This is a genomic window from Curtobacterium sp. TXMA1, from assembly GCF_020162095.1.
GTDB lineage: Bacteria > Actinomycetota > Actinomycetes > Actinomycetales > Microbacteriaceae > Curtobacterium.
In genome coordinates this window covers 2,041,591-2,057,204 of record NZ_CP083910.1, presented here as the reverse complement: position 1 = coordinate 2,057,204, position 15,614 = coordinate 2,041,591, and the positions used below count along the sequence as shown (strand labels likewise).

Genomic DNA, 15,614 nt, shown 5'->3' with positions numbered 1-15,614 from the left:
GCGCCCGCGCCCGCGCCAGCGCCAGCAGCCCGACCGCCACCGGATCGTTCCGCGGAAGCGACAGTGTGCCGCCGACGGTTCGCGGCTGACTGTCGCCCTCGCGGAACGCAACGGGACGGTCACCGCCCGCAGACGCACGGGAGGCGCGGTGCCAGCTGGCACCGCGCCTCCCGTCGTCGGACCTCGCGACTACTTCGCGTCGGCCTCCACGGTCTCCCTCGGCTGACCGGTCGGGGTCAGGCCGCGCTCCTGGCGCTTCTTCGACACGATGAGCGACGCGGCGGTGGCCACGGCGATCGTCAGCGCGATGAAGCTCAGCGAGAACCAGATCGGGATCTCCGGGGCCCACTCGATGTGCTCGCCGCCGTTGATGAAGGGCAGCTCGTTGACGTGCATGGCGTGGAAGACGAGCTTCACGCCGATGAAGGCGAGGATGACCGCCAGGCCCTGACCGAGGTAGATCAGGCGCTCGAGCAGTCCGGCGATGAGGAAGTACAGCTGGCGCAGACCGAGGAGTGAGAACGCGTTCGCGGTGAACACGATGAAGGCGTCCTGCGTCAGACCGAAGATCGCGGGGATCGAGTCGAGGGCGAACAGCACGTCCGTCAGGCCGATCGCGACCATGACGAGCAGCATCGGGGTGAACAAACGCTTGCCGTCGACGCGCGCCGTGAGCTTGTCGCCGTGGTAGTCGTCGGTCGTCGGGATGACCCGGCGCAGGGCGCGGATCAGCTTCGAGTCGCCCTCGGTCTCGTCGTGGCCGCCGCCCTTCGCCTGCGACCAGGCGAGCCAGAACAGCAGTGCGCCGAACAGGTAGAAGACCCACGAGAAGTTCTCGATGATCGTGACACCCAGGGCGATGAAGACACCGCGGGCGACGAGGGCGATGGCGACGCCGACCAGCAGGACCTTCTGCTGGAACTCCTTCGGCACCGCGAAGCTCGACATGATGATGAGGAAGACGAACAGGTTGTCGACCGACAACGCCTTCTCGGTCAACCACCCGGCGAAGTACTCACCGCCGGCCTGTCCGCCGCCGAAGACCAGGATGCCGACACCGAACAGGATCGCGAGACCGACGTAGAACGCCGACCAGAACGCGGACTCCTTGATGTGCGGGACGTGCGGCGTGCGCACGTGCGAGTAGAAGTCGAACACCAGCAGCGCGAGGATGCCCGCGATGGTGATGAGCCAGACGTAGAGAGGGACGTCCACCGGATTCCTTCAGGTTGGGGGCGCCCCGCGGTCTGCGGGTACGCCGATGCCTGAAGGTCTCCTCCGCCGTGTCGACCTGGTGGTCGGACACGACCGGCGTCCCGGGTCTGGATCGTCCCAGACCGTACTGACGGGTGCGCCGCGCGGGAGTACTCCCCTTCAGGAACCGAGGATACCGGGCGCCGCCTCCATGCGGTGCGCCCTAAGCTGGGAGCATGGCGAGTTCCTGGTCACTGTCCACCCGTCTCCGCGGCCTGTTCCAGCGGAAGACCATCGACGAGACCACGTGGGACGACCTCGAGACCGCGTTGATCGGTGCGGATTTCGGCCCGGACATCGCGGACGAGGTCATCGAGGACCTGCACGCCCGGGTCGACCGGTACGGCACGACGGACCCCGCCGACCTGCAGCGCATGCTCCGCGAGGTGCTCGAGGAGCGCCTGTCGAAGCTCGACACGACGCTCAAGCTCAGCAACCGCCCGGCGGTCGTGCTCGTCGTCGGCGTCAACGGCGTCGGTAAGACCACCACGATCGGCAAGTTCGCGAAGTTCCTCAAGACCTACGACCGCACGGTCGTGGTCGGCGCGGCGGACACCTTCCGTGCGGCAGCGGTCGAGCAGGTGGCGACATGGGCGCAGCGCGCCGGGGTCGAGGTCGTGCGGCCCGCGCAGCCCGGTCAGGACCCCGCGTCGGTGGCGTACCAGACGGTCGAGAAGGCCATGCGCGACGGCACCGAGATCGTCGTCATCGACACCGCAGGCCGCCTGCACACCAAGGCCGGCCTGATGGACGAGCTCGGCAAGATCAAGCGCGTCGTCGAGAAGCAGACCGAGATCGCCGAGGTGCTGCTCGTCCTCGACGCCACGACCGGGCAGAACGGTCTCGCCCAGGCGCAGGCCTTCATCGAGGGCGCCGGCGTCACCGGGCTCGTGATCACGAAGCTCGACGGGTCGGCGAAGGCCGGGTTCGTCCTCAGCGTGCAGGAGAAGACCGGCATCCCGATCAAGCTCATCGGCCAGGGCGAGGGCATCAACGACCTCACCGGCTTCACGCCGCACGTCTTCGTCCAGAACCTCGTCGGCTGACTGTCGCAGCGCCTCCGTCACGCTCCCGGCGAACGCGTCCATGCCGCGGGGAGTAGCGTCCCTGACGGTCCGGGCATCCGCTCGGTCTCGTTCCAGGGATTGGAGACCCTCATGCCCGCACTGCTGATCATCGCGATCATCGTCGGCCTCGTCCTGCTCTTCAGCGGCATCTTCGTCGGTGCCCTGAAGTTCCTGCTGTGGGTCGGCATCGTCCTCATCCTGCTGGCCGTCATCGGCTGGCTGCTGCGGAGCATCCGCGGTCGCGCCTGACGCGACACACTGACGGACGGGAGGCGCGGTGCCAGCTGGCACCGCGCCTCCCGTCCGTCCGTCCGTCGCCGGGGCTGCGCTACACGGCCTGGCGACCCGGCGTCGCCTCGAGCAGGTGGGCGAGGTGCGGCGGGACCGTCCCCCCGCGCGCGACCGTCGCTCGCGCCCACAGCCGTCCCGCCCGGTAGGACGACCGGACGAGCGGCCCGGCGAGCACGCCGGAGAAGCCGATGTCCTCGGCGATCTCGCGCAGGTCGACGAACTCCTCCGGCTTCACCCAGCGCGCGACGGGCAGGTGCCTCGGCGACGGACGGAGGTACTGCGTCAGCGTGATGATGTCGGTGCCGGCCTCGTGCAGCTGCTCGAGTGCGTCGATCACCTCGTGACGTTCCTCGCCCATCCCGAGGATGAGGTTCGACTTCGTCACGAGTCCGGCGTCACGGCCCTGGGTGATGACGTCGAGGGAGCGCTCGAAGCGGAAGGCGGGACGGATGCGCTTGAAGATGCGCGGCACCGTCTCGACGTTGTGCGCGAAGACCTCCGGCCGGGCGTCGAACACCTGCCCGAGCTGGTCGGGGCGGCCGTTGAAGTCCGGCACGAGGATCTCGACACCGGTGCCGGGGGAGTGCTCGTGGATCTGCCGGATGGTCTCCGCGTAGAGCCAGGCGCCGCCGTCGTCGAGGTCGTCGCGCGCCACCCCGGTCACGGTCGCGTACTTCAGGCCCATCGACACGACGGAGTCCGCCACGCGCCGGGGTTCGCCGCGGTCGAGCGGACTGGGCTTGCCGGTGTCGATCTGGCAGAAGTCGCAGCGCCGGGTGCACTGCGAGCCGCCGATCAGGAAGGTCGCCTCGCGGTCCTCCCAGCACTCGAAGATGTTCGGGCAGCCGGCCTCCTGGCAGACGGTGTGCAGCTGCTTGTCCCGGACCAGCGCGGACAGGTCGCGGAACTCCGGTCCCTGGGTCGCGCGGGTCTTGATCCACGCGGGCTTGGTCTCGATGGGCGTCTCGGCGTTCCGGGCCTCGACGCGGAGCATGCGGCGGCCTTCGGGGGCGAGGGTCATGCGGCGACCTCCTGTCGCGTGGTGCTGGTGGCGCTGATCCGACGACCGGCGTGCATGCCGTCGACGGCCTGCTGGATGCGTGGCCCGACGAGGGCGGCGACCTCGTCGACGGTGACGGGTCGGCCCGCCGCGCGGCTCAGGGTGGTGACGCCCGCGTCGGCGATGCCGCAGGGCACGATCGCGCCGTACGGGGTGAGGTCGTTGTCGCAGTTGACCGCGATGCCGTGGCTCGAGACGTGCTCGGCGACGTGCAGGCCGATCGCGCCGACCTTGTCGTGCGGGCCACCGCCCGGTCGGGGCACCCAGACGCCGCTGCGCCCGGCGACCCGCTCGGCGGTGACCCCCACCGATGCTGCGGCGTCGAGGACGACCTGCTCGAGGTCGCGGACCCACGCGACGACGTCGAGCGGGTCGGCGAGCCGGACGATCGGGTAGGCCACGAGCTGTCCCGGCCCGTGCCAGGTGATCCGCCCGCCCCGGTCGACCTCGACCACCGGGGAGCCGTCGGTCGGCAGGTCCGTGGACTCGGTCCGTCGCCCGGCCGTGTAGACGCCCGGGTGCTCGCACAGCACGACGACGCCGGGGGAGCGGCCGGCGACGACGTCGGCGTGGTACGCCCGCTGGACGGTGAGGCCCTCCTCGTAGTCGAGGAGGCCGGGCCAGCGGATGATCTCGAGCTGCGGCACGTCGAGCACGCTACCCCTGTTCCTGGACGCAGTCCAACAACCTGTCCGTCGGCGGTCCGGGGTGGTCGGGGGCGGGCCTGTAGAATCGTCGGACCATGGCACAATTCGGCTCACTCTCCGATCGGCTGACCGAGACCTTCCGCAACCTGCGGAGCAAGGGTCGTCTGTCCCCGTCCGACGTCGACGGCACCGTCCGCGAGATCCGCCGGGCCCTGCTCGACGCGGACGTCGCGCTCGAGGTCGTCAAGGCCTTCACCGCCTCGGTGCGGGAACGCGCGCTCTCGGACGAGGTCAACAAGGCGCTCAACCCGGCGCAGCAGGTCGTCCAGATCGTCAACGAGGAACTCGTCGGCATCCTCGGTGGGCAGCAGCGACGCCTCGAGTTCGCGAAGCGGCCGCCGACCGTGATCATGCTCGCTGGCCTCCAGGGCGCCGGCAAGACCACGCTCGCGGGCAAGCTCGGCAAGTGGCTCAAGAAGGACGGCCACACCCCGATGCTCGTCGCGGCGGACCTCCAGCGTCCGAACGCCGTGCAGCAGCTCCAGGTCGTGGGCGAGCAGGCCGGCGTGCACGTGTTCGCCCCCGAGCCGGGCAACGGCGTCGGCGACCCGGTCAAGGTCGCGAAGAACGCGGTCAAGGCCGCGGTCGACCAGCAGTACGACACCGTGATCGTGGACACCGCCGGTCGACTCGGTGTCGACGCCGAGCTCATGAAGCAGGCGGCGAACATCCGCAAGGCCGTCGACCCGGACGAGGTCCTCTTCGTCATCGACGCGATGATCGGTCAGGACGCCGTCGCGACCGCTCGTGCCTTCCAGGAGGGCGTGGACTTCACCGGGGTCGTCCTGTCGAAGCTCGACGGCGACGCCCGCGGTGGTGCGGCCCTGTCGGTCGCCAGTGTCACCGGTCGACCGATCATGTTCGCGTCCACGGGCGAGGGGCTCGACGACTTCGAGCCGTTCCACCCGGACCGGATGGCGAGCCGCATCCTCGACCTCGGCGACATCCTGTCGCTCATCGAGCAGGCGCAGTCCGCGTTCGACGAGGACGAGGCCCGCAAGGTCGCCGAGAAGATCGCGACCGACTCCTTCACGCTGAACGACTTCCTCGCGCAGATGCAGCAGCTGCGCAAGGCCGGCTCGATCAAGGGCATGCTCGGCATGCTCCCCGGCGCGAAGGGCATGCGCGAGGCGCTCGACAACTTCGACGAGAGCGAGATCGTCCGGACCGAGGCGATCATCCAGTCGATGACGAAGCAGGAGCGCGAGCTCCCGAAGCTCCTCAACGGCTCGCGACGCCTCCGCATCGCGAAGGGCTCCGGCACCACCGTGACCGAGGTCAACGCCCTCGTGAACCGCTTCGAGCAGGCCGCCAAGATGATGAAGACCGTCGCGCGCGGTGGCGTCCCGCAGATGCCCGGCATGGGTCCCGTCCCCGGCATGCACGGCGGCAAGAAGAAGCAGCAGCAGGGCGGCGCGAAGAAGAAGAAGGTCGGCAACCCCGCCAAGCGCGCGGCGCTCGCGTCGGGTGCGGCGGCGCAGCCGCAGCAGCAGGCCCCGACCGGCTCGGGCTTCGGGTTCGGTGGCGGCAAGGGCGGCAAGGCGCCGACCGAGGAAGAGCTGGCCAGCCTGCAGAAGTTCCTGGGTCGCTAGTCGCGACCGGACGACGGACAGGAGGCCCGTGGCGATCCCGCCACGGGCCTCCTGTCCGTTCGTGGGCCGCGTCTAGAGCGACTCGCGCAGCTCGGTGACCAGGTGGCGGACCACCGCGCGGAGGTCCCCGCCGTTCTCCTGCGCCACCCGCAGCTGCCGCTGGTACGAGGCACCCTCGGCGATCATCGTGTCGAGGTGGTGCAGCTCCTGCTGGCACCCGAGACGCTCCGCGATCGGATCGAGCCGTGTCACCAGGTCGTGCACCTCGTCGGTGACCAGGCGCTCGTCGCCGGCGGCGTTCGTGATGATCTCCGCCTCCATGCCGTAGCGGGCCGCGCGCCACTTGTTCTCACGGATGAACCACGGCTGCATCGACGGCAGGGTCTCGCCCCGGTCGAGCCGGTCGGACAGCGCGGTGACCAGGCACTGGACGAAGGCGGTGACGGCGCCGACCTCGTGCAGCGTGGAGATGCCGTCGGACACCCGGTTCTCGAGCGTGCCCCAACCCGGCGAGGGGCGGATGTCCCACCGCAGGTCCTTGAAGCCGTCGATCACCCCGGTCTTCGTCAGGTCGTCGACGACGGTCTCGAAGCCGCGCCAGTCGTCGATGCCCGGCGGGAGGCCGCCGGTGGGGAGCTGCTGGAACATGAGCGCACGGTTCGAGGCGTAGCCGGTGTCGGTGCCGCCCCAGAACGGACTCGACGCGGTGAACGCCTGCAGGTGCGGCACGTACGCGAGCATCGCGTTCATGATCGGCACCGCCTTGTCCCGGTCGTCGATGCCGACGTGCACGTGCACGCCCCAGATGAGCATCTGCCGGCCCCACCACCGCGTGCGGTCGATGAGCGTGGTGTAGTGCTCGCTGTCGGCCGTGATCTCCTGCTGGTCCCACTGCGCGAACGGGTGGGTGCCGGAGCACATCACCTGGGCGTCGAGCGGCTCGGCGGCGTCGATCACCTCGCCGATGATGCCCGCGAGCTCGCTCGTCGCGCCGCCCACCGTCTCGTGTACACCCGTGACGACCTCGACCGTGTTCGTCAGGAGCTCCTCGGTCACCCGGTCGTGGTCGACGAGCCGTTCCTGCACGGCGGCGATCACGGCGGGGGCACGGGGCGCGAGGTCGCCGGTGCCGCGGTCGACCAGCGGGAGCTCCCACTCGACGCCGATGGTCGACGGGCGGGACTCGGTGAAGCGGATGTCCATGGGGCCATCCTGCCCGTCGGGTTGGAGGGTCGGTACAAGGAACTCCGTCCCGGGCACGTCGTCCGGCAGAGTGGTCCCATGAGCAGCGTTGCCGTCACCGACCTCGCCGTCCTCTCGTCGCCGTGGAGCCTCGGGCCGCTCCGGTTGCGGAACCGGGTCGTCATGGGGTCGATGCACACCGGGCTCGAGGTCCTCGACGACGGGGGCGCCGCGATGGCCGCGTTCTACCGCGAGCGCGCGGCCGGCGGGGTCGGGTGCATCGTCACCGGCGGGATCGCGGTCAGCGACGAGGCTCGCGGCGGCCCGGACTTCGCGGTGTTCGGCGTCGGGGGAGCGGACGAGCGGTTCCGGGTCGCGGTCGACGCGGTGCACGACGAGGGTGGTGCGGTGCTCGCGCAGCTCTTCCACGCGGGCCGCTACGCGCTGGCGAACGGCATGGTGGACCGCCACGGCCGACCGCAGCGCGTCGTGGCGCCCTCGGCGCTGCCCTGGGCGGCTGCACGCGGTGTGCAGCCGGTCGCGCTCACCGACGCCGAGGTGCGCAGCACGATCGACGACTTCGCCGCGGCAGCTCGGTCCGCTGCCGCGATCGGCTTCGACGGCGTGGAGATCATGGCGTCCGAGGGCTACCTGGTCAACCAGTTCCAGTCGCCGCTGACCAACCTCCGCGACGACGAGTGGGGCGGGGACGCCGAGCGCCGCCGTCGCTTCGCGGTCGAGGTCGTCCGTGCCGTCCGGGCGGCGGTCCCGGACCTGGCGGTGACAATCCGGTTGTCCGGCGCGGACCTCGTGCCCGGGTCGACGACCGACGACGAGGTCGACGCGCTGGTGCACGACCTGCTGCCGCTCGGTCTCGACGCGGTGTCGGTCGGCATCGGCTGGCACGAGTCGCGGACGCCCACCGTCCAGGCCTCGGTGCCGCACGGGGCCTGGCTCGCCCACGCCGAGCGGATCGCGCGCGTGGTCCGGGCTTCCGCGCACCCCGAGGTGCAGGTGATCGCCTCGAACCGGATGACCGACCTGCGCGACGGTGAGGCGGTGCTCCGCGACCGACAGGTCGACGCCGTGGCGCTCGCCCGCCCGTTGCTCGCCGATCCGGACATCGTCCGCCGGTCGCTCGACGGGCGCTTCGACCTCGTGAACACCTGCATCGGCTGCAACCAGGCCTGCCTCGACCGCTCGATCGTCGGACAGCCCGTGTCGTGCCTCGTGAACCCGCGGGCCGGGCGTGAGCTCGCCCTGCCGCTGCGCCCCACGACCGACCCGAAGCGCGTCGACGTCGTCGGCGGTGGTCCCGCGGGGCTCGCCGCCGCGGTGGACGCCGCACGGCGGGGACACGAGGTGACGCTCTGGGAGGCCTCGGACACGCTCGGCGGGCAGTTCGCGCTGGCCGCGGTCGTCCCCGGGAAGGAGGACTACGCCGCGACGGTCCGGGCTGCCCGCGCCGAACTCGAGGACCGAGGGGCAACCGTGCACCTCGGTCGCACGGCCACCGCGGCGGACCTGCTCGACAGCGACGCCGTGGTGCTCGCACCCGGTGTCGTCCCGCGCCGGATCGCCGTGCCGGGCGCCGAGCTGCCGCACGTGGTGACCTACGAGGACGCCCTGCGCGACGGGGTCCCGCCGGGGACCGTGGCGGTGATCGGCGGCGGCGGCATCGGCGTCGACACCGCGGCCTTCCTGGTCGAGTCGCCCGACGAGTCCGTGCGTGCTGCGGAGTTCGCCGCCCGCTGGGGCGTCACCGTGGCCGACGACCTGGTCGGCGACCTCCCGCAACGGCAGCCCGTGGCGGGACGGACGCTCCGGCCCGGGAGCGACGTGACGGTGCTCCGACGGTCCGGGAAGTTCGGGCAGGGCATCGGCATCACGTCGCGCTGGGTGGCCGTCGGGCGGCTCCGTGACGCCGGGGTGTGGATGATCGGCGGCGTGCAGGAGTACCTGCGCATCGAGCCGGGCACGCTGTGGATCCGGGACGAGGACGGTCGGGAGACCGCGGTGCCGGCCGACCACGTCGTCGTGTGCGCCGGACAGGAGCGCTCGCCCGTGGTCGAGGGCGGTCCGGACGCCCCGGGTGGTGCCGAGCGCCCCGGCGCCGCCGTCGCGGGAGCGGGACTCGCCGCTGGTCTGGCCGCCGCCGGGGTGCCGTACGCGGTCGTCGGTGGTGCCCGGGACGCCAGGAGCGTCGACGCAGTCCGGGCCACGAGCGAGGCGATCGACGCCGTCCGGGTGCTCGCTCCCTGATCCCGGTCCGGCGTCGGCGCGTCCCGACTCGCTTCTCGGGCGGAAACCTGCAAGAATGAACGGTCGAATCGCGTCTGCTCGACCCTCTATCCAGCAGGTCGCGACTCCCTTCGAGCTTCCACCGCGCGTGCCCCCACGCCCGCGGTTCCGGTTCAACCACAACAACACGCAACAGGAGCAATTGTGGCTGTCAAGATCCGTCTCAAGCGTCTCGGTAAGATCCGTGCGCCGTACTACCGTGTCGTCGTCGCCGACTCGCGCACCAAGCGCGACGGTCGTGTCATCGAGGAGATCGGCAAGTACCACCCCACCGAGGAGCCCTCGGTCATCGAGATCAACTCGGACCGTGCCCAGTACTGGCTCGGCGTCGGCGCGCAGCCGACCGAGCAGGTCGCGGCGCTCCTCAAGCTGACCGGCGACTGGGGCAAGTTCAAGGGCGAGGGCAACACCGAGTCCACCGTCAAGGTCGCCGAGCCGAAGCAGGCCTTCGTCGCGGACACCGCCAAGAAGGCCGTGCTGAAGCCGAAGTCGGAGAAGACGGCCCCCGCCGCTGCTCCGGCCGAGTCGGCCGACGACGCCGCCGAGACGACCGAGGCCTGATTCCTTGCTCGACTCTGCGCTGACGCACCTCGTCAAGGGGATCGTCGATCACCCGGACGACGTCCGCGTCGCCAGTTCCACCTCTGCACGTGGCGAGGTCCTCGAGGTGCGTGTGCACCCCGAGGACCTCGGTCGCGTGATCGGTCGCGCCGGACGGACCGCAAAGGCGCTCCGCACCCTCGTCTCGGCACTCGCCGACGGCAAGCGGGTGCGGGTCGACGTGGTCGACACCGATTCCTAGGGAGACGACCCAGCTCCGGGTGGGTCGCATCACGAAGGCGCACGGGCTCAAGGGCGGCATCAAGCTCGAGCTCTACACCGACGACCCGGATCGTCGGTTCACACCGGGGGCGGAGTTCACGCTCCAGGTCCCCTCGGACTCGCCGTGGTCGGGCAAGACCCTGACCATCGACGAGCTCCGCTGGTACAACGGCCACCCGGTCGCCTTCTTCGAGGGCGTCTCGGACCGCACCGCTGCTGAGTCACTCGCGCGGGCGATCCTCTGGGTGGAGCAGGACGCCGACGCCGAGACCGGCGAGGACGACGCCTGGTACGACCACCAGCTGGTCGGCCTGCGTGTGCTCCGTGACGGCGTCGAGGTCGGGACGGTCGCACGCGTGGACCACCTGCCCGCGCAGGACCTGCTCGCGATCGACACCCCCTCGCGCGGCGAGGTCCTGGTGCCGTTCGTCTCGGCGATCGTGCCGACGGTCGACATCACGGCGGGGACGGTCACGGTGACGCCCCCGACGGGGCTGTTCGAGGACCCCGAGGACACCTCGCGGCCCGAGACCGTCACGCCGACCGAACCGGAAGGCTGATCGTGCGGATCGACATCGTCACGATCTTCCCGGAGTTCTTCTCCGTGCTCGACGTCTCGCTGCTCGGCAAGGCCCGTGTCGACGGACTGCTCGACGTGCACGTGCACGACCTGCGGCACTGGACGACGGACCGGCACCGCACCGTCGACGACACCCCCTACGGCGGTGGTGCCGGCATGGTGATGAAGCCCGAGCCGTGGGCACAGGCGCTGTCGTCGATCCTCCGAGAGGACGGGTCGTCGACACTCGTCGTCCCCACGCCCGCCGGGACCCCCTTCCGCCAGTCGATCGCCCGGTCGCTGGCCGCCGAGCACGATCACCTCGTCTTCGCCTGCGGGCGCTACGAGGGCATCGACGCACGGGTGTTCGCCTGGGCGGCCTCGCGCTGCTCCGTGGTCGAGCTGTCCCTCGGCGACTACGTGCTGAACGGCGGCGAGGTCGCGGCGATGGCGATGATCGAGGCGGTCGGTCGACTCGTCCCCGGTGTCGTCGGCAACCCCGAGTCCCTCGTCGAGGAGTCGCACGAGGACGGCCTGCTCGAGTACCCCTCGTACACGAAGCCCGCCGTCTGGCGGGACCTCGAGGTGCCGGACGTCCTGCTCAGCGGACACCACGCCCGCGTCGCCGCCTGGCGGCACGAGCAGCAGGTGGAGCGGACCCGTCGGGTCCGTCCGGACCTGCTGCCCGACGCGTAGCGCGCGCCGTCTACAGGCTGCCGAGCCCGTCTGTCCGGCTGCCCGCCAGCCTGACGGGCCATCTGTCTGTCCGTCGGTCCGTCCGTCTGTTCCGCCGGAGCGACAGGCTGCCGCCGACCGTCGGCGGTGATCTGTCGCCTTCGCGGATGTGCGCGGACGGGAGGCGCGGGGCGGGGGTGCGCCGCGCCTCCCGTCCGTCAGGCGGTCGCGTCGGCGCGCTGGGCGCGACGCAGGGTGAGGACCTCGGGACCGTCCTCGGTCACCGCGACCGTGTGTTCGACGTGCGCGGCGCGTGATCTGTCGACGCTCTTCAGCGTCCAGCCGTCCTCGTCCTGCACGAGCTCGTCGGTGCCCTGCATGAGCCACGGCTCGATCGCGACGACCAGGCCGGGCCGGAGCTTCAGCCCGCGCCCCGGGCGGCCGTCGTTCGGCACGTGCGGGTCTCCGTGCATGGTGCGTCCGACACCGTGTCCACCGAACTGCGTGTTGACGGTGAAACCGGCGTCCTTCGCGACCCGGCCGATGGCGTAGGAGACGTCGCCGAGCTTGTTGCCTGGCCGGAACTGTTCGATGCCGGCGACCAGTGCGCGCTCGACCGTGTCGACGAGCCGCTGGTCCTCGTCCCGTGCGGTGCCCACCTGCACCGTGACGGCGGAGTCCGCCACCCAGCCGTCGACGCTCGCGGCGAAGTCGAGGCTCACGAGGTCGCCGTCGACGAGCGTGCGGTCGTGGGGCAGGCCGTGCAGGGCGGCGTCGTTGACCGACGTGCACAGGTTCTTGCCGAAGGGTGAGTTGCCGAACGAGGGGTGGTAGTCGACGTAGCAGCTCACCGCGCCGCGGTCGGCGATCATCCTCGCAGCGACGCGGTCGAGGTCGAGGAGGTTCACGCCCACGTCGACGGTCTCGAGCAGCTCGTCGAGCACGTCGGCAACGAACCGGCCGGCGGCGCGCAGGCCCTCCAGCTCGGCGGGGGTGCGGAGTTCGATCATGGTCCCATCCTGCACCGGTTGGCGGGAGTGCCCGTTCTGTGGCAGGATTGGACGCTGTGCCCTGGCTGGACTCTGCCACGGGGGAGTCGCCGATTCCGGGCACGGACACTTCTTTCCAGAACCGATCCGCGGCGACCCGTGCGCGTCCGCAGAGAGTGAACGAACATGCAGCTCCTCGACCACGTCGACGCAGCGTCCCTGCGCACCGACGTCCCGGACTTCCGCCCCGGCGACACCATCAAGGTGCACGTCAACATCATCGAGGGCACGCGCTCGCGCGTCCAGGTGTTCCAGGGTGTCGTCATCGCCCGCCAGGGCCACGGCCTCGGCGAGACCTTCAAGGTCCGCAAGGTGAGCTTCCAGGTCGGCGTCGAGCGCTGGTTCCCGGTGCACTCGCCGATCATCGACCACATCGAGGTCGTCACCCGCGGTGACGTCCGTCGCGCGAAGCTCTACTACCTGCGCGAGCTCCGCGGCAAGGCGGCCCGCCGCAAGATCAAGGAGAAGCGCGACGCCTGATCGCCTTCACAGTGAGGGCCCGCGAGCCGGGTTCCACTGGACGCCCCCCGCCGATGTACGGTTGTGCATCGACGGGGGGCTTTCCCGCTGAGCGCGCTCCACGGGGCGCCGGGTCTTCCACGCCCGACCAGTGCGGGCGTGGGTCGGCACGCCGGTCGGCGTGCTCCTGAACGAGAGCGGACATGACGGACACCACCCAAGGATCGGGGCGCCGCCCACGGGCCGAGAAGCAGGGCAACGGTGTCCTGACGTTCTTGCGGGACCTCGTCATCATCTTCCTCGCGGCGTTGCTCGTCTCGTTCCTCGTGAAGACGTTCCTGATCCGCTCGTTCTACATCCCGTCGGAGTCGATGGAGAACACGCTGCAGGTCAACGACCGGGTGATCGTCAACGAGCTGGTGCCCGACGTGGTGTCGCTGAAGCGCGGTGACGTCGTCGTGTTCAAGGACCCGGGCGGGTGGTTGAGCGGCGCGGACGTCCCGAGCGTCGCTCCCACCACGCAGCCGGCGAAGGCCATCGACTGGCTCCTCACCCAGGTCGGCCTGGGGACCGGTGACAGTGACGACCACCTCATCAAGCGCGTCATCGGCCTGCCGGGCGACAAGGTGACGTGCTGCAACGACCTCGGGCAGATGTCCGTGAACGGCGTCCCGCTCAAGGAGCCGTACACGCTGCTGCCCAGCGGTGCCCCGGCGTCGGCCGACCCGTTCTCGGTCACCGTGCCCGAGGGGACGATCTGGGTGATGGGTGACAACCGGAACGACTCGAAGGACTCCCGGTACAACCGTGACACGCCGTCGAAGGGGTTCGTGCCGCTCTCGGACGTGACCGGCAGGGCCTTCGTCATCTCCTGGCCCACCAGCCGGTGGACGTGGCTCGACGACTACCCCGACGTGTTCGCGGGCGTGGAGGAGAAGGACCGGTGACCCCGGTCCGGCCCTCGCTGCGGGTCGAGAAGAAGCTGCTCGGTTCCGGTCGGCTGACCGTGATCGGCATGGACGAGGTCGGCCGCGGCGCCATCGCCGGTCCGGTGGCCGTCGGAGTCGCGGCGGTGACGCTCGACATCGGACGTGTGCCCCAGGGGCTCGCCGACTCGAAGCTGCTCTCCGCTGCCCGTCGGACCGAGTTGGTGCCGGTCGTCCGGCGGTGGGCGCGGACCGCCGTGGGGATGGCGTCGGCGGACGTGGTGGACCGGCAGGGGATCGTGCCCGCGCTCGGTCAGGCGGGTGCGGCGGCCCTCGGCGCGCTCGTCCGCGACGGGGTGTCCCTCGACGACACGGTCGTGGTGCTCGACGGGTCGTTCGACTGGTTGTCGCGTGCCGTGCCGGCCGACCTCGCCCCCTCAGGCGGTCCGCTCGACGTCCTGGTGCGCGTGAAGGCCGACCGGGACTGCGCCTCGGTCGCCGCGGCGTCCGTCGTCGCGAAGGTGGAGCGGGATGCGCTGATGATCGCCGCGCACGAGGACGCTCCCCACTACGGGTGGTCGTCGAACAAGGGGTACGGGTCCACCGCCCACTACGACGGCATCCGTGCAGCAGGTGCCCACCCGCTGCACCGGAAGAGCTGGCTGCACCAGGCCTCGAGCGTCGCGCTCGACGGCTTCGACGAGCTCTCCGTCGCCGGCTGACCGACTGCGTCCACGGTCGCCGGTCTCGCCGTAGACTGTGCGGGCGATGGATGACGACGAATTCGACGACTACGACCGCGAGGTCGAACTTGCCCTGTACCGCGAGTACCGCGACGTCGTGTCGCAGTTCCGGTACGTGGTCGAGACCGAGCGGCGGTTCTACCTGGCGAACGAGGTCGACCTCGTCCGCCGTGACACCGAGCACGACTTCTACTTCGAACTCACGATGAACGACGTGTGGGTCTGGGACGTCTACCGTTCCGACCGGTTCGTGAAGTCCGTCCGGGTGCTCACCTTCAAGGACGTGAACGTCGAGGAACTCACCTCGCGAGAACTCGAACTGCCCAAGGAACTCGCACTCGACGAGTGATCCACAGTTTCTGGAATTGCGACTCAGCCGCTTTTCCGGACACATTCCTGCAATTGTCGCGCTACGGTGGTGGAGAAGCTTTCCCCAGGACTCGTCGTCGTGGGGACCACACCTCTTCCGAACAGGAGCACGACATGGCACAGAAGGTCACCGTCCAGCTCGTCGACGACCTCGACGACTCGCCGATCGCCGCAGGTGAAGGCCGGACCGTCGAGTTCGCATTCGACGGATCGAACTACGAGATCGACCTCTCCGACGACAACGTCGACAAGTTCCGCGAAGCGATCTCCGACTACGTCGCAGCGGCCCGCAAGGTGTCCGGTCGTCGTTCCGGTGGGAACGGCGGCTCCGCGCCGAAGTCCGCGCCGAAGCGCGGGAACTCCGAGGAACTCGCGAAGATCCGCGAGTGGGCGAAGGAGAACGGGTACGAGGTCTCGAGCCGCGGCCGCATCTCGACCCAGGTGCAGGAAGCGTACGCAGCCGCACACTGACGCACAGAACACGAGACCCCGGATGTCCTGACGGCATCCGGGGTCTCGTCATTCCTGCACAACATTCTCATCGCAAGTGCTCGTCCA

18 protein-coding genes are annotated in these 15,614 nt (G+C 70.3%); 13 read left to right on the top strand and 5 right to left on the bottom strand.

What is annotated here, in order from left to right:
• Positions 1-189: 189 nt before the first annotated feature.
• Positions 190-1,215, bottom strand: coding sequence for a TerC family protein (locus tag LCG91_RS09730; RefSeq protein ID WP_224441255.1), 1,026 nt, complete (start codon positions 1,213-1,215; stop codon positions 190-192).
• Positions 1,216-1,430: 215 nt separating this feature from the next.
• Here LCG91_RS09730 and ftsY point away from each other — a divergent pair, with 215 nt between their 5' ends.
• A complete protein-coding gene (gene ftsY, locus LCG91_RS09725) occupies positions 1,431-2,300 on the top strand; it encodes a signal recognition particle-docking protein FtsY (protein WP_058748735.1) in 870 nt (289 codons plus the stop codon).
• Positions 2,301-2,411: 111 nt separating this feature from the next.
• Positions 2,412-2,570: a DUF4175 domain-containing protein gene (locus LCG91_RS09720; RefSeq protein WP_137767577.1), complete on the top strand. Its 159-nt coding sequence runs from the start codon at positions 2,412-2,414 to the stop codon at positions 2,568-2,570.
• A 79-nt stretch (positions 2,571-2,649) separates the two neighbouring features.
• On the opposite strand, the gene lipA is transcribed toward LCG91_RS09720, so the two are convergent.
• A complete protein-coding gene (gene lipA / locus LCG91_RS09715; RefSeq protein ID WP_058748734.1) occupies positions 2,650-3,633 on the bottom strand; it encodes a lipoyl synthase in 984 nt (327 codons plus the stop codon).
• Positions 3,630-4,319 carry a lipoyl(octanoyl) transferase LipB gene (lipB, locus tag LCG91_RS09710; protein WP_152999084.1) on the bottom strand — a complete coding sequence of 230 codons (690 nt, stop codon included), beginning with the start codon at positions 4,317-4,319 and terminating at the stop codon, positions 3,630-3,632. The genes lipA and lipB overlap by 4 nt, the downstream gene beginning before the upstream one ends.
• 95 nt (positions 4,320-4,414) lie before the next feature.
• Here lipB and ffh point away from each other — a divergent pair, with 95 nt between their 5' ends.
• On the top strand, positions 4,415-5,971 hold the full coding sequence (gene ffh, locus LCG91_RS09705) for a signal recognition particle protein (RefSeq protein WP_224441254.1): 1,557 nt from the start codon (positions 4,415-4,417) through the stop codon (positions 5,969-5,971).
• A gap of 72 nt (positions 5,972-6,043) precedes the next feature.
• Here ffh and LCG91_RS09700 read toward each other — a convergent pair whose 3' ends face one another.
• Positions 6,044-7,174, bottom strand: a complete 1,131-nt coding sequence (locus LCG91_RS09700; protein WP_224441253.1) for a glutamate--cysteine ligase — start codon at positions 7,172-7,174, stop codon at positions 6,044-6,046.
• A 78-nt stretch (positions 7,175-7,252) separates the two neighbouring features.
• Here LCG91_RS09700 and LCG91_RS09695 point away from each other — a divergent pair, with 78 nt between their 5' ends.
• The 5 genes from LCG91_RS09695 (at position 7,253) to trmD (ending at position 11,531) form a co-directional block, all read left to right on the top strand.
• Positions 7,253-9,415 carry an FAD-dependent oxidoreductase gene (locus tag LCG91_RS09695; RefSeq protein ID WP_224441252.1) on the top strand — a complete coding sequence of 721 codons (2,163 nt, stop codon included), beginning with the start codon at positions 7,253-7,255 and terminating at the stop codon, positions 9,413-9,415.
• A gap of 183 nt (positions 9,416-9,598) precedes the next feature.
• Entirely contained in the window at positions 9,599-10,015 is a 417-nt protein-coding gene (gene rpsP / locus LCG91_RS09690) for a 30S ribosomal protein S16 (RefSeq protein WP_058730105.1), read from the top strand.
• Positions 10,016-10,019: 4 nt separating this feature from the next.
• A complete protein-coding gene (locus LCG91_RS09685) occupies positions 10,020-10,256 on the top strand; it encodes an RNA-binding protein (protein WP_058730104.1) in 237 nt (78 codons plus the stop codon).
• Between the two features lie 19 nt (positions 10,257-10,275).
• The gene (gene rimM / locus LCG91_RS09680; protein WP_318010431.1) at positions 10,276-10,836 is read left to right on the top strand and encodes a ribosome maturation factor RimM; all 561 of its coding nucleotides are present in this window, start codon (positions 10,276-10,278) and stop codon (positions 10,834-10,836) included.
• 2 nt (positions 10,837-10,838) lie between these two features.
• Positions 10,839-11,531 (top strand): tRNA (guanosine(37)-N1)-methyltransferase TrmD, encoded by a 693-nt coding sequence (gene trmD, locus LCG91_RS09675; protein ID WP_224441251.1) that lies wholly within the window; start codon positions 10,839-10,841, stop codon positions 11,529-11,531.
• Positions 11,532-11,728: 197 nt separating this feature from the next.
• Here trmD and map read toward each other — a convergent pair whose 3' ends face one another.
• The gene (gene map / locus LCG91_RS09670; protein ID WP_224441250.1) at positions 11,729-12,520 is read right to left on the bottom strand and encodes a type I methionyl aminopeptidase; all 792 of its coding nucleotides are present in this window, start codon (positions 12,518-12,520) and stop codon (positions 11,729-11,731) included.
• Positions 12,521-12,685: 165 nt separating this feature from the next.
• Here map and rplS point away from each other — a divergent pair, with 165 nt between their 5' ends.
• From rplS to LCG91_RS09645, 5 genes are all read left to right on the top strand, one after another.
• Entirely contained in the window at positions 12,686-13,039 is a 354-nt protein-coding gene (gene rplS / locus LCG91_RS09665; protein ID WP_058730094.1) for a 50S ribosomal protein L19, read from the top strand.
• Between the two features lie 182 nt (positions 13,040-13,221).
• The gene (lepB, locus tag LCG91_RS09660; RefSeq protein ID WP_058730093.1) at positions 13,222-13,965 is read left to right on the top strand and encodes a signal peptidase I; all 744 of its coding nucleotides are present in this window, start codon (positions 13,222-13,224) and stop codon (positions 13,963-13,965) included.
• A complete protein-coding gene (locus tag LCG91_RS09655) occupies positions 13,962-14,666 on the top strand; it encodes a ribonuclease HII (RefSeq protein ID WP_224441249.1) in 705 nt (234 codons plus the stop codon). Before lepB ends, LCG91_RS09655 begins: the two co-directional genes overlap by 4 nt.
• 46 nt (positions 14,667-14,712) lie before the next feature.
• A complete protein-coding gene (locus LCG91_RS09650) occupies positions 14,713-15,036 on the top strand; it encodes a DUF2469 family protein (RefSeq protein WP_058730091.1) in 324 nt (107 codons plus the stop codon).
• A gap of 134 nt (positions 15,037-15,170) precedes the next feature.
• Positions 15,171-15,527 carry a histone-like nucleoid-structuring protein Lsr2 gene (locus tag LCG91_RS09645; RefSeq protein ID WP_058730090.1) on the top strand — a complete coding sequence of 119 codons (357 nt, stop codon included), beginning with the start codon at positions 15,171-15,173 and terminating at the stop codon, positions 15,525-15,527.
• The last annotated feature ends 87 nt before the right edge of the window (positions 15,528-15,614 follow it).

What these genes read in the sequence shown, in the direction of transcription:
- ftsY (WP_058748735.1), top strand. Translation starts at nt 1,431, where the DNA reads ATGGCGAGTTCCTGGTCACTGTCCACCCGTCTCCGCGGCCTGTTCCAG.
- LCG91_RS09720 (WP_137767577.1), top strand. Translation starts at nt 2,412, where the DNA reads ATGCCCGCACTGCTGATCATCGCGATCATCGTCGGCCTCGTCCTGCTC.
- lipA (WP_058748734.1), bottom strand. Translation starts at nt 3,633, where the DNA reads ATGACCCTCGCCCCCGAAGGCCGCCGCATGCTCCGCGTCGAGGCCCGG.
- ffh (WP_224441254.1), top strand. Translation starts at nt 4,415, where the DNA reads ATGGCACAATTCGGCTCACTCTCCGATCGGCTGACCGAGACCTTCCGC.
- LCG91_RS09700 (WP_224441253.1), bottom strand. Translation starts at nt 7,174, where the DNA reads ATGGACATCCGCTTCACCGAGTCCCGCCCGTCGACCATCGGCGTCGAG.
- LCG91_RS09695 (WP_224441252.1), top strand. Translation starts at nt 7,253, where the DNA reads ATGAGCAGCGTTGCCGTCACCGACCTCGCCGTCCTCTCGTCGCCGTGG.
- map (WP_224441250.1), bottom strand. Translation starts at nt 12,520, where the DNA reads ATGATCGAACTCCGCACCCCCGCCGAGCTGGAGGGCCTGCGCGCCGCC.
- rplS (WP_058730094.1), top strand. Translation starts at nt 12,686, where the DNA reads ATGCAGCTCCTCGACCACGTCGACGCAGCGTCCCTGCGCACCGACGTC.
- lepB (WP_058730093.1), top strand. Translation starts at nt 13,222, where the DNA reads ATGACGGACACCACCCAAGGATCGGGGCGCCGCCCACGGGCCGAGAAG.
- LCG91_RS09650 (WP_058730091.1), top strand. Translation starts at nt 14,713, where the DNA reads ATGGATGACGACGAATTCGACGACTACGACCGCGAGGTCGAACTTGCC.
- LCG91_RS09645 (WP_058730090.1), top strand. Translation starts at nt 15,171, where the DNA reads ATGGCACAGAAGGTCACCGTCCAGCTCGTCGACGACCTCGACGACTCG.